The 25,760-nt window shown below is 42.1% G+C and carries 21 protein-coding genes; 8 read left to right on the top strand and 13 right to left on the bottom strand.

The features are described from left to right. Nucleotides 1-65: 65 nt before the first annotated feature. The gene (locus tag F885_RS00155) at nt 66-1,496 is read right to left on the bottom strand and encodes an aldehyde dehydrogenase family protein (RefSeq protein ID WP_005323040.1); all 1,431 of its coding nucleotides are present in this window, start codon (nt 1,494-1,496) and stop codon (nt 66-68) included. Between the two features lie 403 nt (nt 1,497-1,899). Between F885_RS00155 and F885_RS00160 the strand changes: the two genes are divergently transcribed. After that, nucleotides 1,900-2,955, top strand: a complete 1,056-nt coding sequence (locus F885_RS00160) for an aromatic ring-hydroxylating oxygenase subunit alpha (RefSeq protein ID WP_005323039.1) — start codon at nt 1,900-1,902, stop codon at nt 2,953-2,955. Nucleotides 2,956-3,042: 87 nt separating this feature from the next. Here the strand turns inward: F885_RS00160 and F885_RS00165 are convergent, their stop codons facing one another. Together F885_RS00165 and F885_RS00170 are read right to left on the bottom strand one after the other, a co-directional pair. After that, nucleotides 3,043-4,575, bottom strand: coding sequence for a pyridoxal phosphate-dependent decarboxylase family protein (locus tag F885_RS00165; protein ID WP_005323037.1), 1,533 nt, complete (start codon nt 4,573-4,575; stop codon nt 3,043-3,045). Between the two features lie 3 nt (nt 4,576-4,578). Then, entirely contained in the window at nt 4,579-5,949 is a 1,371-nt protein-coding gene (locus F885_RS00170) for a diaminobutyrate--2-oxoglutarate transaminase (protein WP_004652118.1), read from the bottom strand. Between the two features lie 464 nt (nt 5,950-6,413). Between F885_RS00170 and F885_RS00175 the strand changes: the two genes are divergently transcribed. The 3 genes from F885_RS00175 to F885_RS00185 all read left to right on the top strand — a co-directional run bounded on the left by F885_RS00175 (nt 6,414) and on the right by F885_RS00185 (nt 11,931). Next, a complete protein-coding gene (locus tag F885_RS00175) occupies nt 6,414-7,115 on the top strand; it encodes an SIMPL domain-containing protein (RefSeq protein WP_005323035.1) in 702 nt (233 codons plus the stop codon). 184 nt (nt 7,116-7,299) lie between these two features. Next, a complete protein-coding gene (locus F885_RS00180; protein WP_005323033.1) occupies nt 7,300-9,513 on the top strand; it encodes a TonB-dependent receptor family protein in 2,214 nt (737 codons plus the stop codon). A 240-nt stretch (nt 9,514-9,753) separates the two neighbouring features. Then, nucleotides 9,754-11,931, top strand: a complete 2,178-nt coding sequence (locus F885_RS00185; RefSeq protein ID WP_005323031.1) for a TonB-dependent receptor family protein — start codon at nt 9,754-9,756, stop codon at nt 11,929-11,931. Between the two features lie 32 nt (nt 11,932-11,963). On the opposite strand, the gene F885_RS00190 is transcribed toward F885_RS00185, so the two are convergent. Both F885_RS00190 and F885_RS00195 read right to left on the bottom strand, forming a co-directional pair. Then, on the bottom strand, nt 11,964-12,425 hold the full coding sequence (locus F885_RS00190; RefSeq protein WP_005323029.1) for a GFA family protein: 462 nt from the start codon (nt 12,423-12,425) through the stop codon (nt 11,964-11,966). A 29-nt stretch (nt 12,426-12,454) separates the two neighbouring features. Further along, on the bottom strand, nt 12,455-13,084 hold the full coding sequence (locus tag F885_RS00195) for a TetR/AcrR family transcriptional regulator (RefSeq protein ID WP_032859848.1): 630 nt from the start codon (nt 13,082-13,084) through the stop codon (nt 12,455-12,457). 111 nt (nt 13,085-13,195) lie between these two features. Here F885_RS00195 and F885_RS00200 point away from each other — a divergent pair, with 111 nt between their 5' ends. Further along, nucleotides 13,196-13,663, top strand: a complete 468-nt coding sequence (locus F885_RS00200; protein WP_005323026.1) for a hotdog fold domain-containing protein — start codon at nt 13,196-13,198, stop codon at nt 13,661-13,663. A gap of 52 nt (nt 13,664-13,715) precedes the next feature. Here the strand turns inward: F885_RS00200 and F885_RS00205 are convergent, their stop codons facing one another. Then, complete coding sequence (locus tag F885_RS00205; protein WP_004801310.1) at nt 13,716-14,810, bottom strand: fatty acid desaturase family protein; 1,095 nt, start codon at nt 14,808-14,810, stop codon at nt 13,716-13,718. A gap of 14 nt (nt 14,811-14,824) precedes the next feature. Then, nucleotides 14,825-15,892, bottom strand: coding sequence for a ferredoxin reductase (locus F885_RS00210; RefSeq protein ID WP_005323025.1), 1,068 nt, complete (start codon nt 15,890-15,892; stop codon nt 14,825-14,827). Nucleotides 15,893-16,032: 140 nt separating this feature from the next. Here F885_RS00210 and fabR point away from each other — a divergent pair, with 140 nt between their 5' ends. The 3 genes from fabR (at nt 16,033) to dps (ending at nt 18,543) form a co-directional block, all read left to right on the top strand. Beyond that, nucleotides 16,033-16,728 (top strand): HTH-type transcriptional repressor FabR, encoded by a 696-nt coding sequence (fabR, locus tag F885_RS00215; protein ID WP_005202301.1) that lies wholly within the window; start codon nt 16,033-16,035, stop codon nt 16,726-16,728. Nucleotides 16,729-16,814: 86 nt separating this feature from the next. After that, entirely contained in the window at nt 16,815-17,831 is a 1,017-nt protein-coding gene (locus tag F885_RS00220; protein ID WP_005323024.1) for an AI-2E family transporter, read from the top strand. Between the two features lie 217 nt (nt 17,832-18,048). Further along, entirely contained in the window at nt 18,049-18,543 is a 495-nt protein-coding gene (gene dps / locus F885_RS00225) for a DNA starvation/stationary phase protection protein Dps (protein ID WP_004801316.1), read from the top strand. 57 nt (nt 18,544-18,600) lie between these two features. Here dps and rapA read toward each other — a convergent pair whose 3' ends face one another. From rapA to F885_RS21445, 6 genes are all read right to left on the bottom strand, one after another. Next, nucleotides 18,601-21,438, bottom strand: a complete 2,838-nt coding sequence (gene rapA / locus F885_RS00230; RefSeq protein WP_005323023.1) for an RNA polymerase-associated protein RapA — start codon at nt 21,436-21,438, stop codon at nt 18,601-18,603. Nucleotides 21,439-21,582: 144 nt separating this feature from the next. Further along, complete coding sequence (locus tag F885_RS00235) at nt 21,583-22,227, bottom strand: RluA family pseudouridine synthase (protein WP_171068239.1); 645 nt, start codon at nt 22,225-22,227, stop codon at nt 21,583-21,585. A 142-nt stretch (nt 22,228-22,369) separates the two neighbouring features. Next, entirely contained in the window at nt 22,370-22,786 is a 417-nt protein-coding gene (locus tag F885_RS00240; protein ID WP_005323021.1) for a GlcG/HbpS family heme-binding protein, read from the bottom strand. Between the two features lie 329 nt (nt 22,787-23,115). After that, nucleotides 23,116-24,414 (bottom strand): glutamate-1-semialdehyde 2,1-aminomutase, encoded by a 1,299-nt coding sequence (gene hemL, locus F885_RS00245; protein WP_005202293.1) that lies wholly within the window; start codon nt 24,412-24,414, stop codon nt 23,116-23,118. Nucleotides 24,415-24,496: 82 nt separating this feature from the next. Continuing rightward, complete coding sequence (thiE, locus tag F885_RS00250) at nt 24,497-25,108, bottom strand: thiamine phosphate synthase (RefSeq protein ID WP_005323019.1); 612 nt, start codon at nt 25,106-25,108, stop codon at nt 24,497-24,499. 385 nt (nt 25,109-25,493) lie between these two features. After that, the gene (locus F885_RS21445) at nt 25,494-25,631 is read right to left on the bottom strand and encodes a hypothetical protein (RefSeq protein ID WP_407636633.1); all 138 of its coding nucleotides are present in this window, start codon (nt 25,629-25,631) and stop codon (nt 25,494-25,496) included. Nucleotides 25,632-25,760: the final 129 nt, after the last annotated feature.

Below are 25,760 nucleotides of genomic sequence, written 5' to 3'. Positions count from 1 at the left end.
TTTAAGCAGCCTCATGCATAAAAACAAAAAGGCGGATATTAGATCCGCCTTAAAAATATGAAGGTTTAAATTTTATTGATATGCACAGTTTGTCCTACTGTATTTTCCAGCAAACCTTCCATGCCAAACTCAGCACCCACACCCGACATTTTCCAACCACCAAACGGCGCATGCGGAACAATCTCTGCATGGGTATTCACCCATGCAGTGCCGCATTGTAGTTGTGAAGCGTAGAACTGTGCAGCTTTTAAATCAGAAGACCAGATTGAGCCACCTAATCCAAATTCACTGGCATTGGCTCGTGCAATTGCATCATCAATATCACGATATTTTAGAATCGGTAACACGGGGCCAAACTGCTCCTCTTGTACCACTCGGCAGCTTTCATCCAGTCCAGTTAAAATCGTTGGCGCAATAAAATAGCCTTGCTCAGGTATCGTCTGATCACCCGACAACGCCTTGGCACCTTGCTCAAGCGCATCGGCAATTAAGGCTTTTACTTTTTGATATTGCAGCTGATTTTGCACAGGTCCAAAGGTAGTCTCTGCAGCCATGCCATCTCCAACATTTTGGGCATTGGCAATATCAGCCAGTTTTTGTGCTAGCGCGTCATATTGGCTTTCGTGCACATATAAACGTTTTAAAGCAGCACAGGTCTGCCCAGCATTTAAAAATGCCACGTTAAAAATGCGCTTGGCTATTTGATCAAGATCGGCATCAGGTAAAACAATCCCCGCATCATTGCCACCCAGCTCTAGAGTCAGGTGTTTTAAGGTTTTTACTGCACCAGACATAATATGTTGGCCAGTTTTAGTTGAACCTGTAAAAACCACCTTGGCGATATCAGGGTGACTCGATAACGCCTCACCAACGTCGCCTTTACCCAGCAAGATTGAGATCACACCCGCAGGTACTTCTTGTTGAATAATTTCACAGAGTTTTAACGTCGCTAAGGGGGTAAATTCAGATGGTTTATTAATCACCACATTGCCCGCACGCAAGGCAGGCATGATATGCCACACCGCAATCATCAACGGCCAGTTCCACGGCGTAATCGAAGCCACCACACCTAAGGGCTGATAATGACGTTCAATTCGTTTCTGTTCACTGTCTTCAATAATATCAACCGGCATTTCTAAACTTGCAGTATAACGTGTCCAGCCAATCGCACCCTGCACTTCCATTTGTGCCAATGCCAAAGGTTTGCCTTGCTCAACTACAATCAACTCTGCCAGAGTTTCGGCATGTTGTTCAATTCCATCCGCAATCTTATTGAGTATGCTTTTGCGTTCCTCATGAGAACTGCGTTGCCAGCTTCCAAAAGCTTGCTTTGCCGCCTCAATCGCTTGATTCACCTGTGCAATCGAAGCCTGCGCACACTTTGCTGCAACAGCAGCTGTTGCAGGATTGATAATCTCAAGTTCGCCTGCTTCACCGAGACAAGATTGACCATTAATAATGAGTTTAAATTGGTTTTGCATATTCAAGTGTTGCATGCCTTGTTCCTTCTATTCATTGTAATCATGATGTTTTGCCTGATCCGACCTCAGCTCTAGGTCTCAAGTGCAAAAGTGATGACATCTATCCATCAAAATATTGAGCATCTCTCACTACAATATGGAATTTGTGCATCACAGTTTATGCATAATTATTTCTGATTTAGATTAAAAATGCACAATTTGTGCAGAACAGCGACAATTTTCTACCTTGTCATTATAAAAAACCATCGTAGAGATGCTGGACAGAATGCAACTAAACAGCAAACCAACTACATGCCTTTATGTAATTTCATCTCAACTTCTGTGTTCTAAAAGTTACGACACTTCATTCAATTAATTGAAATTTCTTAGAACAGCTGGCTTCGCTATATTCAATACCAATGAGCCAGAAGATAAGAAGATGAACAGCAAAGTGATTACAACGTTTAAGCATACGGATTTACCTGTACACATGACCTTTTCAGAGCATGATTGGCAACTGCTTGCTCAGCACTGGTATCCGATTGCGCTCGCCCGTGATATTTCAGAGCAACCAACAGCAGCCATGTTGCTGGATATGCCATTGGTTATTTACAAAATGGGAGATGAACTGATTGTTGCAAAAGATGTTTGCCCACATCGTGGAGTTCCTCTTAGCTTAGGCCGTCATGACGGACAAGGCATTGTGTGTCGCTATCACGGATTACGCTTTGGAAATGCGGGCAAATGCAACCGTATTCCAGCACATCCGCAGCATAAAATTTCGGAGCGCTTTCATCTAAGCACCTATGCTGCCACTGAAAAGTATGGACTGATCTGGTGTTGCTTAGCAGCTCGCCAAGATGATAAACCTGTTATTCCTGACATGCCCTACTGGAATGATGCAGACTATCAGCAACTGGTATGTCCTTTTGTAGATTTGAATTGCTTTGCCGGTCGACAACTGGAAGGATTTATTGATGTCGCCCATTTTGCGTGGGTACATCCTGATACTTTTGGTGATCCTGATAATGTTGAAGTACCAGACTATATAACCACAGAAACCAGTTATGGCTTTGATGCAGATTATATCAGCAGTGTTGGACGCTATCCGATCGGGACAGCGCAACGCGGACAAGATAATTTTAACTGGCTCAGACATTTTGAAATCAGCCTACCTTTTACTGCAACGCTCACCATCCATTTCCCCAATCAAAGCAAACAGGTGATCATGAATGCAGCCTCTCCTGTAAGCGCGCGACAAACTCGCCTGTTTGCACCAATCTGCCGTAATTATGATAAAGATTTACCTGTTGAGGATGCTTATGCATTCAATTTACAGATTTTTGAAGAAGATCGACTGATTGTCGAAACCCAGAAACCTGAATATCTCCCCCTAGATTTATCGATGGAAGCGCATTTTCCAGCAGACCGTAGCTCAAGTATGTATCGTCGACTTTTAAGAAAAATGGGATTCAATGCTATTTTTGCGGCCTAGCTGATTTATAGATTCAGTTCCAAGACGCAATAAAAAAGAGGTCTGTTCAGACCTCTTTTTTATTTTGATGGATGTGCCAGATTGAAATTAATCAATCGCTGGAACGTAAGTTCCTGCAGCGATTGCATCTTTAATACGATCAGCTTCTGCCAACACAAGTGCAAGCAAGTTTTGAACGTTTTCAAGCGTTGCAACTGGGCTTAAAGTGGTCATCTTCAATGATTGAACATTACCCACTTTGGTTACACCAATATTCGCTTCACCACGAGCAAACAATTCATCTGCCACGTTTTGGTTTAAGCTATCGATAAATTCAGCAGGATAAGCTTCTGGTACGACACGGAACAGGACTGAAGCGAATTGTGGTTCAACCAACAATTCAAGACCCGCTGTTGCTTTAATATAATCTGCAACTTCACGTGTTAATTTCACACCATGATCAATCATTGAACCATAAAGCTCTTCGCCTAATGCTTCAACCGTCATCCATAATTTCAATGCATCAAAACGACGTGTCGTTTGTAATGATTTAGACACAAGGTTAGGTACACCATGTTCTTCATCATAAGCAGAGTTTAAATATTCTGCTTCATAATGCATAAAGCGATAGTTTGCTTCGTCTTTCAACAAGAAAGCGCCACAGCTAATGCTTTGGAAATAATGCTTATGGAAATCAAGCGTGATTGAGTCTGATAATTCAATTCCATCCAACATTGAACGATGGTCATTTGAAAGAATCAGTGCACCGCCCCAAGCTGCATCAATATGCATCCATGAACCATACTTCGTGGTAATTTCACGGATTTTCTTGAGTGGATCAATCGCACCAGCATCTGTCGTACCTGCAGTTGCAACAACACAAGCTACGATTTTGCCTTCAGACTGAAGATGCGCCATGGTTTTTTCCAGTGCATCAACATCCATCTGTGCATTTTCATTCACAGGAACAGTGACAACAGACTGGAAACCCATACCCATCATCGCCATGTTCTTTTGCACAGAGAAATGTGCATTTTCAGAACAGATGACTTTGACGTTTTTCATTGCTTCTGCTGGAATACCATCACGCTGAACCGACCATGGCTTACCATTTTCGTCTTTCCAATTTTTCGAGATGCACCAGTCACGTGCCAGCAATACACCCATCAAGTTTGACTGTGTACCACCAGACGTGAACACACCAGCTTGACCTGCACCATAGCCCACTTTTTGGCGAAGCCAATCAATGAGTTGAACTTCCATCAAAGAGCCCGCTGGGCTTTGATCCCATGAGTCCATCGATTGGTTGGTTGCATTGATCAACACTTCCGCAATTTGGCTCATCACCATGGTTGGGCAGTGTAAGTGTGCAAGTGAATGTGGGTGATGTACTTTTAAGCTTTTGTTGAGAAAAAGCTCAACCATACGTTGTAACGATTGCTGTACACCTAAACCTTGTTTTGATGGATTAAAAGAAATTGCTTCACGCAAATCTTTAATGCTACCACCCGTGTACATCTTATCATTTTGCAACCATGCTGAAACGGCAGTTACCGCCTCGCCCATTGCTGACTGATAGTCAGCAATGGATTGAGCATCATTGCAGAGTAACGCTTTACGATGTTCTGCAAAATCAACCATGAATTAGCCTCGTACTGCTTTTAATGCTTCAGCAACAGCTTTCTTGAAGCGAGCAACCGCTTCTACGCACTCTTCTTGATTGATAATCAACGGGCAAAGTAAACGGATAACTGTACCGTTACGACCGCCTTTTTCAAGCAATAATTTATTGTTGAAACAAGCAGTTTGAATTGCAGCAGCCAATTGAGCATCAGCAGGTAATGAACCCATATGATCCGCAGGTTTACGCTCGTCAACGATCTCAACACCGATCATCAAACCACGACCACGCACGTTACCAATACATGGGAATTCTTGGGCAAGTTTCTTGAACTCTGCTTGTAAGAAATCACCACGCTCTTGCGCATTTTGAGCAAGGTTTTGTTCTTTGATCACTTGAAGTGATGCCAAACCTGTACCCATCGCAAGTTGGTTACCACGGAAAGTCCCCGTGTGACCCGCAGGCTGCCAAGCATCAAACTTACGTTTAATACCCAATACTGCAAGTGGTAAGCTACCACCTACCGCTTTAGACATCACCACAACATCAGGCTCGATTCCAGCATGTTCAAAGGCAAACATTTTACCTGAACGTGCAAAACCAGCTTGAACTTCGTCCAAGATTAAAACGATGTTGTGCTTTTCAGTCACTTCACGGATTTTTTGCAACCATTTTACTGGCGCAGTAACAACACCACCTTCACCTTGAATCGCTTCAAGGATTACAGCTGCAGGCTTGGTTACACCACTTTCAACATCTTCAATGAAGTTTTCAAAGAAGTAAGTTAAAGCGTCAACACCTGCTTCCCCACCTAAACCAAGTGGGCAACGATATTCATGTGGGTATGGCATAAATTGCACGCCTGGCATTAAGCCATTCACCGCATTCTTCGCTGACAGGTTACCTGTCATTGCAAGCGCGCCGTGCGTCATACCATGGTAGCCACCAGAGAAACTAATCACTGTGCTACGACCCGTATAAGTTTTCGCTAATTTAATCGCTGCTTCTGTACCATCTGCACCAGATGGACCACAGAATTGTAGGCAATATTCTTCTTGACCGCCTGGCAAATAAGCCAAAAGCGCTTCAGTAAACGCATCTTTTAAAGGAGTCGTTAAGTCTAAAGTATGCAATGGCAAACCGCTTGCCAATGTGTCTTGAATACTTTGAATCACCGCAGGATGATTATGGCCCAAAGCCAATGTTCCTGCCCCAGCTAAACAATCAAGGTACTCTGTACCTTCAACATCAGTAACCCAACAGCCTTGTGCTTTTGCTATCGCTAACGGTAATTTACGTGGATAACTACGAACATTCGATTCCATCTGACTTTGGCGAGTCAGATAATATTCGTTAGTTGCATTAGCGGCAGGATTTACGGAAGTAACGCTCATATCGAATTACCATCTCTGATATGGGTAAAAGAAATAAGTCTGGTGACTTGCGGTCGTTTGACTCGGTGCTTTTTAGAATCTAGTGCAGACACTTGTTTATATCTTTCAACTAGGAGCGAGATGATACCTAATTTTGAAATAAAATAAACACTTTTTGTGTCTTACATGCATCTAAATTATTGAAAAAATATTTCATTCCAATAACTATGATGGATTATCATCATACTATGTGACAAGCTAAAGAAAGTAAGCTTTTTTTAATCCCACCTGCGTTTTTAGATAAATGGTCAAATTAATAGGCTTAATAAACTGATTTTAAATATTTTTTGTTTTATTTTTCTGTTGCAAAACACTGCTAATCTCTTACAAAGTCACCACAAAATATGCAGAAGTTCGACATCAGTTCTTTTTAATATCGAACTGGTAAAAATAAATTTTCGATACCAAATTCTAAGGACATTTTTATGCGTACTTTAGCACTTGCTACATTAATGATCGGGGCAGCATTGAGCCCAAGCCTTTTTGCTCACGAGACTGATAACTTGAACTACAACATTGTGAATATCCAAGCGGATGCATCACGTCAGGTTGCCAATGATGAAATGCGTGCCGTACTTTATGTCGAGAAAAGCAATAAACAACCTGCAGAACTCTCAAATCAAATCAACCAACTGATGAATCAAGCACAAGCGATTGCACGTAAATATTCACAGGTCAAAGTCGAAACAGGCGCACAAAGTACCTATCCTGTATATGACAATGACAGCAATAAGTTGAAAGAATGGCGTGCACGCGCGGAAATCCAACTGGAAAGTAAAGATTTTAAAGCCGCAAGTCAGCTCATTAGTGAATTACAGCAGAGCTTCCAGACCCAATCGATTAACTTCACCGTGTCAGATGAACAGCGTAAAAAAGTTGAAAATGAGCTGATGATTGAAGCATCGAAGAACTTCCAGCAACGTGCACAAGCCATCACCCAAGCATGGAATAAAGGCCAATACAACCTTGTGAGTTTAAACCTGAATACCAGCAACTACTTCCCGCAACCGATGATGCGCGGTGGCATGGCCAAGTTTGCCATGGCTGAAGCGGCACCTGCACAGGACATGGCAGCAGGTGAATCAAAAATTACGGTCAGTGCCAATGGTTCAATCCAATTTAAATAATAGTTCTGACAACAAAAAGCCGTGCTTAAGCACGGTTTTTTGTTGTTTGAAATAGCCAAAAATATCTTTAGCAAAAAAACAATTAACTTAACTCATTCCATAGTTATAAGTGATAATCGTTCTTATTTCATTCGATGCAATAACTGATTAATATTCGGGAAATTTACAGCATTTGCCTCCTGATATGAAAATTGCATCCTGCTCCGCTGCGTCTTTGATTAAATTCCAACCCTCTTCTCTGAGTCTCGCCATTGCCATTTCATTGAGTGGCATATCTCATGTCGCTTTTGCTGATGAAGGACAACCCGCCGAAACGCAGACACTTGCAACAATTTCAATTCAGGCACAAGGCAATTGGCTGGACAATGCCAATGCAGAAAAAGTACAGCAACATGCAGGCGCACGCAGCATTATTGACCGCAAACGTTTGGATGAAATTGCCACCACCTCAATCCGTGATGCTTTAAAACAAATTCCCGGCGTACAAGTTCAAGACAGCAATGGTACGGGTGGCAGTGATGTTTCTTTAAATATTGGCGTACGAGGTCTTACCTCACGCTTATCACCGCGCTCTACTGTACTTATGGATGGTGTACCGCTCTCATTCGCTCCTTATGGTCAGCCGCAATTATCTTTAGCCCCAGTTTCTATGGGTAATATTGAATCGGTCGATGTGGTTCGCGGTGCGGGTTCCGTTCGCTTTGGGCCACAAAACGTGGGTGGGATTATCAACTTTACAACACGGGCAATCCCCAAAGAATTTTCAGGTTCAGTCGGTTTAACCACAGAATTTGCAACAGGTACGGACCAACTTAAGTACACACCGAATCTGTTTATTGGTGGCACACTCGACAATGGCTTGGGTATGGCTCTGCTTTATTCAGGCAGCAAAGGTGATGCTTATCGAGAAGCCAATAATAAAATTGATATTGATGATGTCATGTTAAAAACCGCCTACCAATGGACTGATCAGGATGCCATTGCATTCAATCTGCATCATTATGAAGGCCGTGGCGAGATGCCTGAAGGTTTAACAGCGGCACAATTTGCAGACAATGCCTATCAATCCAATCAAAGTCGCAACTATTTCGCAGGCCGTCGTTCTGATGTTTCTGTGAAATATAGCCATAAAGATGAATTGAATAACTTTGAAGTACTGGGTTATTACGTTGATTCTTTCCGGACCAGTGACTTAGAGTCCGTTGCCAATAATGGTACCAGCCGTATTAGTAACTCTCCTCGCGATTATAAATATTTTGGGATTGAACCACGTTATTCACGTGCTTACAGTTGGGCGGGTATGGATAATGAAGTGACTGTTGGGTATCGTTATTTACAAGAAGAAAGCTCTGAATTCTCAGGACGCACGGCTTCTTACAACACCCTCACAGGGACACCCAGTGAACGTATCGCCAATACCACCAGTGAGGGCGGTACCAAAGCGCACGCCATTTATATCGACAACCGTTTTGGCCTCGCGAATTGGGTGATTACGCCTGGGGTTCGTTTTGAATCGATTGATACTCACAACGATTTTACGGCGTATCAAAATGGTGTCGCCACCAATACCGTTTATCCAAAAATCAAATCTGACGAGTTTTTACCAAGCTTATCGGTGCTGTATAAAGCCAATGAGAACTGGAATATTTTTGCCAATGCTGGTGTTTCATTTGGTCCACAGCAATACAACCAACTCGTTACGACTAAGTCTGTTGGTGGTGTGAATACTGCTGCAACGACGCTGGATGGATTACATCCTGAAAAATCTAAAAACTATGAAATTGGAACTAAATATTTAAGCAATGGTCTAAGCGCTGAATTAACAGTTTTCTATTTAGATTTTGATAAAGAATTGATGTTAGAACGTCCAGATAATATCGGTACAGGGATTTGGACCGATTTGGGTGCAACCAGTCATAAAGGCGTTGAAACAGGAATCAGCTATGATTTCGGTCAACTTGCTGATGCGCTAGAAGGTCTCAAAGTTTACGGGAATTACACCTTTACCAAAGCAACATCTGAAGCAGGTAAGTTTGAAGGCAAAGACCTCCCCTTTTACTCACGTCATGTAGGTAATCTAGGTCTGGCTTATCATGTAGATCAATGGTCTGTGAATGCGGACATGTTTGCGCAGTCCAAACAACATGCACCAGGTTCTGGGGATGTTTATCAGACTGAAGAAACAGCAGATGGCCGCACGGGTGATATCCCGGGTTATTCAACCTTTGCCGTACGCACAGGCTATGACTTTAGCAATCAACTCAAAGGCTTAAAAATAGCGGGTGGGATAAAGAACGTGTTTGACAAGCAATACTATACCCGCTCATCTGACTCCACAGGCGGTAAATATGTGGGCCAACCACGAACCTTTTTCCTGCAAACATCCTATGATTTTTAAATATAAAACGCCGAACCTTTAAGTTCGGCGTTTTATCTCTTTCACAGTGAATATCACCCATAAGCTACAATCTAAATTAAATCAGAATCTTGATTCAGTTTATCTGACAACATTTCACCCCTTAACAAAAAAAATTATATATTTTATGTGAAACTTTAATTAATTTTAGCTAAACAATAGCTATAAATGAGAATTATAATCAATTAATATAACGGCGCAAAAATAACTCCTCCAATTCAGATGCTCGGCAATCAACTTATGAAGTGTTCGTTTTCTCATCCTGTTTCTTTTTCAAAATTTAAACCCTCTACCCTAAGCTGTGCCATCACAGCACTGATCAGTTGCGTTGCAACGACAACATTTGCAGATGACAGCCAAAGCAATACCACACAAACACTGGCAACCATTTCCATCCAAGCTGAGGGCAACTGGTTAGAACAAGCCAATGCCAAAAAAGTGCTCAACCATCCCGGCGCCCGTACTGTGGTTGATCAACAAAGTTTAGAAGCACGCGGCACAACCTCAGTGAAAGAAGCGTTGCGTACAGTTCCCGGTGTTCAGGTCTCTGAAAACTCAGGCACCTCTGGCAGCGATGCCTCTTTAAGTATTGGTGTCCGTGGCCTAACCTCAAGATTTTCACCTCGTTCGCAACTGATGATCGATGGTGTCCCTTTAGCCGTAGCACCCTATGGACAGCCTCAGCTTTCATTGGCCCCAACCACCTTGGGCAATATGGAATCGATTGATGTGGTTCGTGGTGCTGGCTCCGTCCGCTTTGGGCCACAAAACGTCGGTGGGATTATCAATTTTAATACACGCAGCATTCCAGAGAATTTTGCTGCCAGTGTCGGTATGACCACAGAAGTGGCTGAAAATGGCAATTTAAAAGTCAATCCAAACCTGTTTGTAGGAACCACTTTAGACAATGGCCTTGGTCTGGCTTTGCTCTATTCTGGGGTGAATGGCGATGGTTATCGTGATCAAAATGATTATTCAAACATCAATGATCTGCGTTTGAAAGCCAGCTATGCCCTAGATGATTATTCAAGCATTGAAGCGAATCTACATCGTTATGAAGCAAAGGTGGATATGCCTGGTGGTTTAACGCCTGCACAGTATGCGCAAAATCCATATCAGTCTTTACGTAACCATGACTATATGGAAGGCAATCGTAATGATATCTCGCTCAAATATAATTATAAAAAAGACAACAATGCCTTTGAGGTGCTCACTTACCACCTCGATAGTTATCGTGATGCAGGTGTAGAGCGCAGCGGTTCCAGCCTCTATCAGATTGCCCCACGTGATTATAAAGTGACTGCCATTGAACCACGTTATTCACATGCATTTCAGCTCGGCGATACGCTGAATGAAGTGTCTGTTGGTTACCGTTATTTAAAGGAAACGAGCAGTGAATCCGTTGATCGCGCCAATTATAACCGTGACACAGGCCCAAGTGATTTTTATGGCTGGACCAAAGCGGATGGCGACACTGAAGCGCATGCCGTCTATGTCGATAACCGTACTGATTTAGGCGCATGGTCCTTCACGCCTGGGATTCGTTTCGAGCGAATTAAAACCAATGAGAACATGTATAAGTTAAACCGTGATTATTCAGTTCTGAATGGCGTCAATGCCAGCAAGTCCTATGACGCTGTACTGCCAAGCTTTGCGGTGATGTACAAAGCCAATGATCAATGGAATATTTTTGCCAACTACGGTAAATCATTTGCTCCACTGCAATATAGTCAAATGGCCAATACCAATGCCAGAGGTGCTTATTTGACTATGGATGGTTTAAATCCTGAAAAAGCGGATAATTATGAAATCGGCACACATTATCTGGACGATTATTTATCGCTTGAATTTACCCTGTTCTATATTGATTTCGCCGATCAGCTCAAGCGTGATGATGCCACACAAACTTATTCAAATCTGGGGGCGACCAAGCATAAAGGCGCTGAACTCGGCTTTAAATATAATCTAGGCGCAATCAATGATGACCTAGCCAATGTCTCGATGTATGCCAATACCACCTATACCAAAGCAACCGCATCGGCAGGCCAAGACTCAGGCAATGAACTGGATTTCTATTCAAACTGGGTTGGCAATGCGGGTGTGGACTACAAACGTGATCAATGGACCTTCAACACCAATGTCTATGCACAGTCGCGTCAAACTGCCTCTGGAAATAACAATGATGGTACGGGTCGTTATGGCAATATTCCGGGCTACGGTATTGTTGGTGTTCGCGCCGCTTATGACTTTGCCGATACTTCACTGTCAGGCTTAAAAGTTGGATTAGGTGTGAAAAACCTATTTAATCAAGACTATTACACCCGTTCCGCAGATCAGGTTGGTGGCATCTACGCAGGCCCTTCTCGGACCTACTATTTACAGACCTCGTTTGATTTCTAATACCCTAAATCCGAATGTCCGCATTCGGCTTTTTATTGATTGATTTCAAAATAATGTGTCAATTCAATCATATTCGGCAACTCATCAAATTCAGTAAGTTTTTGATGCGTTGCCGCCCAACTCACTTTAGAGTTGACACAAAAATTTAGCTCGAGCTCTGGGCTAAAATCTTCCTGAATCAATCCCAAAGGAATCCACATCACCTTTGGGTTGATCGTTAGCGTATTCGGTACAGGTGATCCACATTGTCTACAGAAACTACTATTAAAACCGGTATCTTTAATATAAGTCTGAATCAACTGCTCGCCTTGCTGCCATTGAAATGATTCCGTCTGCACAAAGGTGGAGGCATTCGATGCAGCACCACTCTGCTTGCGGCATAGGCTGCAATAACAACGATACATCATTTTGATTTTTGCCAGATGGAACTGAAAGCTGATCGCCCCACACAAACAAGCCCCTGTAAATTGTATCTTCTGATGATTTGCTCTCATCAATAATGATCCTGATTGTTGTTATTTGATTAAGCTTGGCTCAAATGCTGTAATGAATCCCAAGCCGCTTGTGCCAGTATTTCCCGATAAGCCGTTGGGCTGGTCAACACTTTTTCAGACAACCAAGCACGGCAATAACTTTCACTGGCACCAATCACCAAAGACATCATCAGCTCTGCTGGCACTGACTTTAATACACTGGCATCGGCATAGTTGGAAATATGCGCGATGATGAGTTGATTTCTGAGTTTATTTTTGTCATTTAAGACTTGTCGATATTCACCCTGTCGCACACTCAAATGAGCGAGCAAAAGAAATTGCGCAAACTTGGGCTGATCAGAAACCCAGTCGGTATAACTATAAATCAATGCATAGAGCAATTCTTTGAGTGTTTTTGCTTGTTGTAAATACTGATCACGTAGCTGCGCCTGATCATCCAATGCGGCAAACACCAGTGCTGCAATCACGCCTTCTTTGTTTTTAAAATGATGATAAATCGCACCGACACTGCTCTCTGACTTCGCTCGAATCATGTCGATACTGGTCGTTTCCAGACCATATTCAAGAAAACAGGACAAGGCATCCGATAAAATCTGGCGTTTTAATAAGGATCTACGTTGTGGATATAAACGTTCTAATAATTGCTGAGCTGCCTGCATGCTTTCATCAAAATGACCAATAATCGGAACTATTGTGTATGACTTGACCACAGCTTGTAAACAGAATTATATTCTGTAAAAGAATTTAATTCTGTCAAAGGAAGCTTCATCATGGCCTCAACGCTAGATCTATGGAACAAAGTCTCTGTCTTACCTGCAGGTAAATGGACATTCACCCGAATGTTGTGCCTTAAAGCGCCGTATTTCAGTAGTATTTCCCCGCTGTTTGAAGAACTTAAACCTAACGCCTGCAAAATTAGTATCAAGAAAAAACGGAGCGTGTTGAATCATATTGGTACGGTACATGCAATCGCGATGTGTAACATGGCAGAACTTGCGGGTGGAACCATGACTGAAGTGACGGTACCCACAACCCATCGCTGGATTCCCAAAGGCATGACGGTTGAATATTTAAAGAAGGCTGAAACTGATCTGATTGCGATTGCTAGCCCTGTTGATGAGCATTACGATTGGGACAAAGCAGGTGAATATCTGGTGAATGTTGATGTACTCGATCAACACAATGAAAAAGTATTCCATGCCACCATTACCATGTGGATTTCCAAAAAGAAGAAATAAAATAAAAAAGCCCTGAAGTATATGCATTCAGGGCTTTTCTAGGTGTTATCGCTTACTTTTTAAAAGGCAATGCATATTTAAAAATACGTCCAACCACTTCACCAAACTGCTTCACAAAGCTGGCGTTGTTATAATGCAGGCCATATTTCTCACACACCGCCTGTACTTTCGGTGCAACTTGACGATAGCGACGTGCAGGAATATCTGGGAATAAATGATGCTCAATTTGATGACTCAAATGTCCCGTTAGAATATGAAAAGCTTCTGAACCAGTCAGATTGGATGAACCACGGATCTGACGCATATACCAATGACCACGGCTTTCATCTTGCAATACTGCTTTCGGGAATACTTCAACATCTTTAGTAAAGTGACCACAGAATATAATACTGAATGTCCAGACATTGCGAATCCCGTTCGCCACTAAATTGCCTGTAAATACTGGAATCGCCGCAGGTCCCGCAATCAATGGAAAGAACACATAATCCTTAAACATTTGCTTGAGGATTTTCTTTTGCGCAGGCTGCCATTCGCGTTTGAATTGTGCCATGGTTTTACGCTTATACAGCACCTTACCCAATTCAAGATTTTGAACTGCGACCCCCCATTGGAATAACAGGCTAAATGGCACAATATAGATTGGCTGAATTAAAGTGAACTTTGACCAGCGTTGTTCAGGGAACAAACGGAATACGCCATAACCGACATCATCATCCATGCCTTTTACATTGGTATAGGTATGATGCTTATAGTTATGGGTTTGACGCCAGTTGTCTGAAGTCCCCACCGTATCCCATTCATAGGTTTGACCATTAAACTTCGGATCATTCATCCAGTCATACTGACCGTGCATGACATTGTGACCCAACTCCATATTTTCCATGATTTTGGCGAAACCGAGTAAGCCAGTCCCGAGTAACCATGCTGGAGGAAACCAGCCTAGAAATAAACAGGCACGTCCAGCCAGACTGCTATAACGAATGGTGGAATAGACACGGCGAATATATTTGGCATCTTTCTCGCCTAAATCGTCTAATACTTCTTGTTTGATTTGATCGAGTTCACGAGCAAAAGCATCTAATTCTGCAGCAGTTAAATCACGATTTTTGGGATTTTTAAAAAATTCCATCTTAACAGGCATGTTCATAATCAATTACTCTCTTATAGATCAATCACAAGATCAGACTGGGCTGAATTGACACAAATTTTTAATAGCTGTGTTGGTTCATTATTGGCAGCACCATTCAATAAGTTTTTGGTTGCGCCTTGTGCTTTATTACAGGCACATTTATTACAAATCCCCATACGGCAACCATGATTTGGCTTGATGCCTTGATGTTCTAAGCTAGACAGAATCGATTGGCCTTTAGGAATGGCGATGGTCTTATTCGATTGCGTCAACGTGACATTCACAAAGCCCGTGTCCGTCGCATCCACATCAAATTGACTCAAGCTAAAAGCTTCTGTTTGTAAGGCTGCAGCACCTTGGAACAAACGTTCTGCTGTTGCCGCAAAACCCGATGGTCCACAGGCATAGACTGTGGTTTCAGCTAAATCACGGATTTGATCAACATGGCTTTGATTTAAACGTTGATCTTGTTCTTGGGTATAAAAAATTTGGGCACTAAAATTTGAAAAATTTTCAGATACTTCTTTCAGATATTCTGCATAAGCTGCATCGGCATGGGTTTTGACCCAATACATCAATTGGACAGATGTTGTATTCAATTGTTTTGACTGACATAACGCTTCAATCAAACTCAGCATCGGGGTGATACCACTCCCCGCTGCCAGCAATACTAAATGAGGGGTTGCAACGGTCTGCTGCATCTCACCATAAGGCTGTCCTAAACGTAAGATATCTCCGGTTTGACTGCCTTCAACCAGCCAAGAACTGACTAGACCTTGATCCACTTTTTTTACGGTTAAACAGAGATGATCGGCATCCACCTGCATCAAGCTATAGGTACGCTCGTAGTGGCGACCAGCAATATCAACCGTCACAGGATGATGCTGCCCCGCAACTCCACGAGCAACATGTCGGTTACATTGCAAAATAAGACTGACGGTGTCTTTTGCCACGATTTGTTTTTTTACGATTTTGGCAAGAGACTGATTAATCGACCACAATGGATTGATTTTCTGTAACCAAAAATTGGCGTCATGGCTGTTCATCACACTGTGAGCCAACGAATTAAATAGAGAGTTTCTCTTTTCAATTGCTTGCATGAGCAGGTTTACTCTGGTTGTTTGTTAATTATTATACATATGTATATATATTTGTATATACACTCGTATAAGAATTTACATTTCACAAGTCCACTGACAATCGCTATAATCCCGAGTAGCTTACTTATATATTGAAAACAATGGTTCATTCTTCTTTTTTACCGCTCGGTCATGACAACTTAAACGAACAAGATGTCATTCCTATGAAATCTCCTGTGCGCTCAGTAGGTAGAAAAGCAACCATTACCAAAGAAGAGTTGTTTCAAGCCACGCTCAACTTGATTGGCCCGCAAAAAAGTATCGCTTCGCTCAGCTTACGTGAAATTGCACGTGAGGCAGGCATTGCCCCAAATAGTTTCTATCGTCATTTTAAAGATATTGATGAACTGGCAATTGCCCTGATTGATCAATCGGGTTTGGTACTACGCCGTATTATTCGTGAAGCACGTTTACAGGCTTCAAAGCAGCAAAGCATTATCCGCAGTTCGGTTGAAGTGTTTATTCAACAATTGAATACCGATGAAGGCAACCTGAGTTTGTTATTACGCGAAGGTTATACTGGATCGACCTCATATAAGGCAGCAGTTGATCGTCAACTCAATTTCTTTCAGCAAGAGCTTCAAGAAGACCTGATTCGTTTAGAGCGTTTAAATAACAGTAAGCTCAGTCATGCTGATCTTGCAGCCAAAGCCATCACCCAATTGGTGTTCAATATGGGCGCAAAAGTGTTGGATTTGCCTGCGGAACAACGTACTGAAGTGGCAGAACAAACCATGGTCATGATTCGTATGATTTTAGAAGGTGCGCGTCATATCAATGAAATGGAAATTGATTAATTGTTCGCAGCGCAATAGGATAGATGTCATCAAAATCATATGTTTGTTCTTTAACATAACAACAACTTAAACTAGGCATCTAGATCATGAATCTACTCAGTGACCGTCAAAGCATCATCGCCAGCTTTATCCTGATGGCTTTGTTTTTAATGATGGTCATTCCCCTGCATTTACTTCCGAGTTTTTTTGCAGGTTTTCTGGTCTTTGAAATTATTAACAGTTTAAGTTCGATTGTTGAAAAACATATTGATGGTCAACGTGCACGTATCTTTATCAGTATTATTCTGGGTATTCTAACCACGTTCCTGATTGGCTTTTTTATTACCAGTCTGATTAGTTTTGTGATCTATGATTTAAAAGGGACTGGACTGAATTCCTTTAATTTTAAGATCGATCAAACACTGATTAAATTCCAAGAGGAAATGAGTCATTACCTGCCGGGTTATTTGCCGCATAGCGTAGCGGATATCAAAAACCAGATTCTGTCTTTTATCAAAAATAATATTTCAATCGTCAAAAATACGGGAACCGACATTCTGCATAATCTGGCGACAATGGTGATTGGTCTGATTGTCGGGATTTTGGTGTCGATCCAGAATTTTAAACAGCATGCGCCACAACCTGCATTTAAAGCGGCTGTGCTGCATCGTATTCAAAAGCTTTCCGTTTCGTTTAAAAATGTGGTCTTTGCTCAAGTGAAAATTTCGCTGATCAATACCGTATTGTTTATGATCTTTGTCTTTATCGTTCTGCCGATCTTTAATATCCATTTACCTTTTGCCAAGACCCTGACCATTCTGACCTTTATTTTTGGTCTACTGCCGATCATTGGCAATTTGATTTCAAATACCTTGATCATTATGGCGGGCTTGACCATATCCTTGTCTGTGGCAGCCATCGCATTGGCCTATCTCGTGATCATTCATAAGCTGGAATACTTCGTCAATGCTAAAATCATTGGCACCAAAATCAATGCCAGTGCATGGGAAGTATTATTGGCGATGCTCATTTTCGAGTCGATTTTTGGACTCAGCGGTCTGATTGTTGCGCCTATTTTCTATGCTTATATCAAACTGGAATGTAAGGATGCAGGGCTGATTTAAGCCATTTTTTAACAATTCGAAAAGAAGTCTAACAGATGGAAGCATCATTCCATCTGAATCAAAACCAACAAAATCAAAAACAGAATTGATGATAAGCAAACTTACAAAAGCCTAGAAAACAAAAACACTCAAGCTCCAATTCAAGCGATAAGCTAGCCATGAAATGAATGGTTTTTATTCACGATGTTTCATCACATTATAATTGAATGAGGTAACTATGAATTCTTCAACAGCGAAAGCTTTAAAAGTATATACACGTAATAATTTAGATGACTCAATTAAAGAGTCCACGGTAAAAATTTTAAATCAAATCCTTGCTAACCTGATTGATCTGTCTTTATTGACCAAGCAGGCGCACTGGAACATGCGGGGTAGCAACTTTATTGCAGTGCATGAAATGTTAGATACCTTCCGCACTTCGCTAATCACTCATTTAGACAATGTTGCAGAGCGTGCGGTACAGATCGGTGGAACCGCATTAGGAACAACACAAACAGTTGCAGAAACATCACACCTCAAGCCATACCCTGTTGCCATTCACGCAGTACAAGACCACTTAAAAGAATTGGCAGATCGTTATGGTGTGGTTGCCAACCATCTGCGCGATACCATTGATGAAATTCAAGACCCAATTTCCGAAGATATTATCCATGCTGCATTAGAAGATCTGGATCAATATTTATGGTTCTTGGAAGCCAATATTGATCACTAAATCAATAGACAATAAAAAAGAGGACCTTCATTGTCCTCTTTTTTATTGTCGCTTCAATTAAGGCTTAACCACAACCAAAACTTGAATTGCTTCTGGTGTCACAGACAGACCATCTAACAGACCTAAGCCTTCTTTCTGGAATTTCTGTAAGCGCTCGATTTCATCTTGGCGAATACTTGGATTGAATTGCTTGAGATAACTTAAACGGTCAATTTCATACTGCCATTTACCACTGTAGTGCTCTTTAGCCTGTTGCATCAATTCAGGTAAAGATGTTTTAGCAATCTCTAGAGCTTGTGCATAACGTGACTCAATCACATCACGACGCGCTTTCACTACTTGGCGGCAACTATTGCCATCTAGGTGATGCAGATATGGACGTAAAATGCTTGGGTCAATCTTGGCAGATAAGTCCTGACCATTTTCACTAAGCAATACGCGAATCAATTGCTTCGGTAAGCTTGATGGTAAATTTAAGGCTTTTGGTGCAACGACATCAACCTTAAACCACACCTCCAACAAGACTGAACCTTGTTTCAAGGCATTTGATTTCAGTAAGGCCACATTGGTACTACCGAATGATTGTGTGCGTATCATTTCCATCACACTTTCAATGAACGGATGTTCCAAAGTCAAATATTGTGCATCTTCACGGATTTGTGCCTGATCACGATAGAAGGTCGCAGTCATGCCTTCTTCATCCAAGGTAATTCCTTGAACTTGCATCTGATCAGTCGGCTTGATGATCACCGTACCATTGCTTTGCTCATCAAAGTCAATATTGGTGGATGACATGAAACGCTTCACGAACATTGGCAAAGTGGTGTTGTCATCATAATCTTCAAGTGCTTGTACAATGCCCTGCGCAACCACTGGACGGCAAGAGTTATACTCGAGCAAACGGTCACGACCTGCTTGTAATTCAGCTTCCAAGGCTTGACGTTGTACATTCACTTCTTCAAGTAAATCTTCAAACGTCTGACCTTGGTCTGCCAATAAGCAATCTTTTAATTCAACAATAAAATTTTCTTGTAGCGTTTGCGCTGTCGGAGAAATACTGCTGAAAATATTAAGCGCTTCGTTGTACCAACGGAACATACGCTCTTGCGCTGTACCCATCAGATACGGTACATGAATCTGAATACGGTTCTCTTGACCAATACGGTCCAAACGACCAATACGTTGTTCAAGTACATCTGGGTTTGCTGGCAGATCAAATAAAATTAAATCGCTGGCAAACTGGAAGTTACGCCCTTCTGAACCAATTTCTGAACAAAGCAGAATCTGAGCGCCATAACTTTCTTCAGCAAAATAAGCCGCTGCTTGGTCACGCTCTAATAGACTCATGCCCTCATGGAACATGGCGGTACGAATACCTGCATGTAAACGTAGAACATTTTCCAATGCTTCTACTACTGGCCCGCTGCGTGCAATCAACAACACTTTTTTGTGTTTTAATTCTTTACGCAGCACTTCCATCAACCAAGGCACACGCGGATCATTTTCCATCCATGCGCCATCCAGTTGACCTTCTTCTGGCCACATTTGCTCACGCATTTTGCCATCAAATGACCAGTCTTCTGGTGCTGGTAAAGGTGCTGGCTGGCAATCACGACCAGGGAAGCCTTGAATCGCTTCACGGGTGTTACGGAACAGGATACGACCTGTGCCGTGACGGTCTAATAATTCATGAATCGCACGCATACGCTGTTCAGGCTGATCATCAATACGATGACCCAATAAACCGTCCAGTGCAGCAAGATGCTCTTCTGTTAATGCTTGATCTGACATCAACACTTCTGCAATTTTTGCAGTATGTTGATATTGTTCTTCTTCATCAAGGAAACGATCGAGACTACTGAAACGTTGCGGATCGAGTAAACGAAGGCGGGCAAAATGGCTTTCAACGCCTAATTGCTCAGGTGTTGCGGTGAGCAGTAACACACCTGCTGTTTGTTCAGCCAATTCTTCGACTAGATCATAACGATCATTACCGCCTTCTTCTTCACTCCACATCAAATGATGGGCTTCATCGACCACCAATAGATCAAAACCAGCTTCCATCGCCTGCTCACGCAAGTCATCGTGGTCAACCATTAAGTCGACGCTGGCAATAATGCATTGCTCAGTCAGGAATGGATTCAGATCAGGATCATGCTCTTTGATCGAAGCAGTACGGGTTAAGTCGAACAGCGAGAATTGCAAATTGAAACGGCGGCGCATTTCAATCATCCACTGATATTGCAATGAATCAGGGACTAAAATCAGGATACGTTCTGAACGGCCTGTTTTTAGTTGTTGATGAATGATTAAACCCGCTTCAATGGTTTTACCCAAGCCCACTTCATCAGCCAATAAAACACGCGGAGCAAAACGCTTACCCACTTCATGTGCAATATAAAGCTGGTGTGGAATCAGGCCGACACGCGCACCAAGAAAACCACGTAAAGGGCTGGTGTGCATTTGTGCTTGCAGCAACATCGCTTCAATACGGAGGTCATACCACTCTTTATAATCAACTTGGCTGGCTAATAGACGCTCTAAAGGTTTTGACAGCTGAATCTGCGCACCGATACGGGTTTCATTCAGTGACTTACGTTCTTGTTCGCCATTTTCAAGGCTACGAACCACATCATAACGCAGTACGCCATGACGATCTTCAATCGACTCAACAGTCCACTTGATGCCTTCTTGGTCTTGTACTTCATCATTAACATTAAAGATGATGCGAGATAAAGGCGCATTGTTACGTGCATAGACACGAGTTTCATCACTTTTAGGGAATAAAATGCTGATAGAACGTTCATCTACATCAATAAGAACCCCTAAACCGAGTTCAGTTTCAGTATCTGATAACCAACGTTGACCAATAGCAAACTGCTGCAATTTTTCCACCTTTATCTCAAGTTAGCCTACATATTTTATGCCCTGACCTAAATAAAAGTTAAGGCATTTTATGTAGTTTTCAACGATGTATTTTGACACAAAGCGCAATCAAATAGCGTGCATCACATCGTGTTTCATAAAAAAGTTTTTAGACTAAAACGGCACTGTACAATCAAAGCTGAGTTGTGCACCTGTTTTAGGATGCGCAAAGCTCAATTGCGTTGCATGTAAACATAAACGCGAATAAAGCTGTTGCTGTTCTGGCGTGGCATATAAGGTATCGCCTAGAATCGGATGACCTAAATATTGCATATGCACACGAAGCTGATGTGAACGCCCTGTAATCGGAATGAGTTTAACTCGAGTTACAGCTTGTCCTTGAATTTCTAGATGTTCGATCGCTTGCCATTCGGTTAATGCCGGCTTGTGATAGGAAGCATCCACAATATGCAATGGCGGGCGGCTTGGATCATAAATCACAGGAATATCGACTGTGCCCTGACCTTGTAAATGTCCAGCTACCAAAGCTTGATAAATTTTTGAGGTTTGACGATCTTGAAATTGGCGTGAAATATTGCTTTGTCCAAATTTGGATAAACCAAACACCAAGATGCCAGAAGTATCGCGATCTAAACGATGAATCAGTAAAGTTTTTGGTTCTAATTCTAATAAACGATTGATTAAACAATCTTGTAAATCAGGTGTTTTCCCCGGCACAGTGAGTAAGCCTGCAGGTTTATGGATGACCATAAAATCTTCATCACGATGAATCAAATGTTCACTTAGAAAATCATTCAAGGTAGCCTTCCAACGACTGGATGAAAACAAGCGGGCAATCATAAAAAGCTTGGCGCTGAATTACAATGCATGACACGTATTTTTACTATTTTTTTTCGTGTTTCTCTCGATATTTCATCCAGAATCGAAGTTAAATGATGATTTAGGTCTGTTGCTCTAGAAATTGTTGAATCGCACGTTGAGCAATTTCTGCATCTTGAAAAGATTGTACACCCGACACACCCACAGCCCCGACAACCTGCCCTTGATAGACAATCGGCTCACCACCTTCTAACATGCCTTTTGCTGCATTGATCGTTAAAAAGCCGATCTTACCATCACGAATCATATCTTCCGATGCCTTGGTGGTTCTTCGGCTGACCGCAGCAGATTGTGCTTTTTCTTGGCAAATCTGTGTCGATAATACCGAGGCGCCATCCATACGCTTCATCATTAATAAAGTGCCTCCGTCATCGACAACTGCAATGCTGACATTAAAGCTGTGCGCTGTTGCATATTGCAAGGCTGCGTCAACTAAAATTTCCACATCAGCGGACGTTAAATAATGTTTAGTTTTCATGTTTTACTCCATTCCTATGGGTTTCTTATAAAAAGCTTTTAGATATGATACAACTGCAATCTACAGCCTACGCAGGCCCAAAGCACAGCCGAAGACCAACGAAAATATAGTTTACTATTCAAGCATTATTTCATCTTGCGGTACAGTAAAGATTGTTTATCTTTGCGCTTCGTCGTGGAGGTTTAGCATACAAACTATTGGGAACTCTTTAACATTCCGTTACGATCATCTATTATTTTTTAAACCCGTTAAGTTCTCTATTCAGCTCAAGCTAAAATTCGTCCATAAAAAAAGCCCGAACAAATCGGGCTTCTGTATAGATCACAGGGTTATTTCATTTCTGCAAAAGTTTCTTTTGCTGCCTGAATGGTCTCTGCAATATCTTGATCTGAATGCATCGATGAAATAAATCCTGCTTCAAATGCAGATGGTGCAAGATAGACACCACGCTTTAACATGCCATGGAAGAATTTCTTAAATGCTTCAACATCACAAGCCAACATTGAATCAAAGCTGGTAATGTCCTCTTGATCGGTGAAATACAAGCCGAACATCCCCCCCACTTGCTGGGTTTTAAATGGAATACCAGCTTCGTCTGCCGCAGCCTGTAAACCTGCAAGTAATTTGGCTAACTGTGCAGCCAGCTTGTCATAAAACTCTGGTTCACGAAGGTGTTTGAACATCGCAATACCTGCGCGCATTGCCAATGGATTCCCTGACAATGTACCTGCTTGATAAACGCCGCCTAAAGGTGCGATGCACTCCATGATTTCACGTTTACCACCAAAAGCACCGACTGGTAAGCCCGCACCAATGATTTTACCCAACGTGGTCAAGTCAGGTTTAACTTTATAGACTGATTGTGCACCACCTAAAGCAACACGGAAACCTGTCATTACTTCATCAATGATAAAGACCGATTTGTATTCATCACAGACATCACGAATCGCTTGCAAGAAACCATCGATTGGCGTCACTAAATTCATGTTGCCTGCAACAGGTTCAATGATTACCCCAGCAATCTCATGACCGAACTTGCTAAAGCATTCTTTCAATGCCTCGATATTGTTATACGGTAGCGTTAAGGTATGTTTGGCGAAATCGGCAGGTACGCCTTTGGAAGTTGGCTCACCTTCACCGAGCGTCAATAAACCTGAACCTGCTTTCACCAACAGCGAGTCTGAATGACCGTGGTAGCAGCCTTCAAATTTTACAATTTTGTCACGGCCGGTATAACCACGCGCCAAACGAATCGCGGTCATGGTTGCTTCGGTACCCGAGCTGGTCATACGTACCAATTCAATAGATGGCATGATCTCGCAAATGGTATCTGCCAAAGTGGTTTCATATACCGTTGGTGCACCAAAACTTAGACCATCTTCCGCTGCAGTTTGTACCGCTTGAATAATATCAGGATGTGCATGACCTAAAATCATTGGTCCCCATGAACCGACATAGTCCACATAACGCTTACCATCGACATCCCACAAGTACGCCCCTTTTGCCTTTTCGATAAAGACAGGCGTACCACCAACACCGTTAAATGCACGTACAGGTGAATTTACGCCACCTGGAATATGTTTATTTGCTTGTTTAAATAGCTGTTCTTGCTTTGGAGATAAGCTCATAAAAGACTCAACCTAGAATCGAGGACGAGGAACGTTGTGGTTCCGAGAAACAATAAAAGTTCCGCGAAGCGGATACATATAATTAGTCAAATAACGTTGCCCATGCATTTACACGAGCAGGAATTTCGGCTGTTGATCGTCCTAATATATCACTAATTACCGCACAAAGGCTCGCCCCAGCCTCAATCACCACTTGAGAATTTTCAACGGTCAAACCACCAATCGCACAAATCGGCACAGCAAACTTTTGTTTCGCTTGTTTAATCACTTCAATGCCTACATTGCCTGCTTCTGGTTTGGTTGAAGTCGCATAAACCGCACCAAAGGCCACATAAGTTGCACCATCAGCAATCGCCTTTTCCGCCAACTCTAATGAGTTTAAGCAAGTTCGACCAATAATTACACCTTGTGGTAAACGTGCGGCCGCATCACTAATTTCACCATCGGACTGTCCAAGATGTACCCCTAATCCAAATTGCTCTGCCAGTGCCAAATCATCATTAATCACAAATGGGACTTGATGCTTTTCACAAAGTACTTTGATCTGCGCGACTTCACTTGGCTGATCTGCTTTTGCCACTTTCTTACGACGGTATTGCAGAATCACAATCTGTCCTGTTGCTAGAGCCACATCTAATTTTTCTAATAATAATTGGATTGGATCATCGTTGGTAATGAGGTATAGACCGCGCATGAACGTTTCACTATTCACTATAATTACATTAACTTCAGGGTATATTTTCTTGGTTAAAAATTAAAGAGAGCGAGTGTATAAGTTCTTATTAATTAACCTATCTACTCTCTGCCTCACAAATAAATGGCGTATGCCGCCATGAACTGCCCCTGCTCATCAAACTTCTTGCAATTTTTTCTAAATGGCGTATGCCACTATGAACAACTGCTTCACGAGTTGAGGGTCTTTTACTTTTTTCTAAATGGTGTATACCGCCATGAACTTTTGGTTTGTTTGCGAACTGCTCACCCAATTTTTCTAAATGGCGTATGCCGCCATCAACCTTAATTTGGCGTAAGCGTATGTGCTGCGCATTTTCTAAATGGCGTATGCCGCCATGAACAAATCAATGGGCTATGAAGTCTTTTTGGATGTTTTCTAAATGGCGTATGCCGCCATGAACTGCTGCATCAAGCAAAAACATACGATAACGAATTTCTAAATGGCGTATGCCGCCATGAACGGGAAAACAGATCTCAGCCATTAACCTTTGCTTTTCTAAATGGCGTATGCCGCCATGAACAGAGACAAAATCTACAGTGATTCGGTTGTTGCTTTCTAAATGGCGTATACCGCCATGAACTTGGAATTTGTGTGATCTGGAGTGGTGCTA

It is taken from the genome of Acinetobacter higginsii (assembly GCF_000369845.1).
Taxonomy (GTDB): Bacteria; Pseudomonadota; Gammaproteobacteria; order Pseudomonadales; family Moraxellaceae; genus Acinetobacter; species Acinetobacter higginsii.
This window is presented reverse-complemented; position numbering and strand designations above follow the sequence as displayed.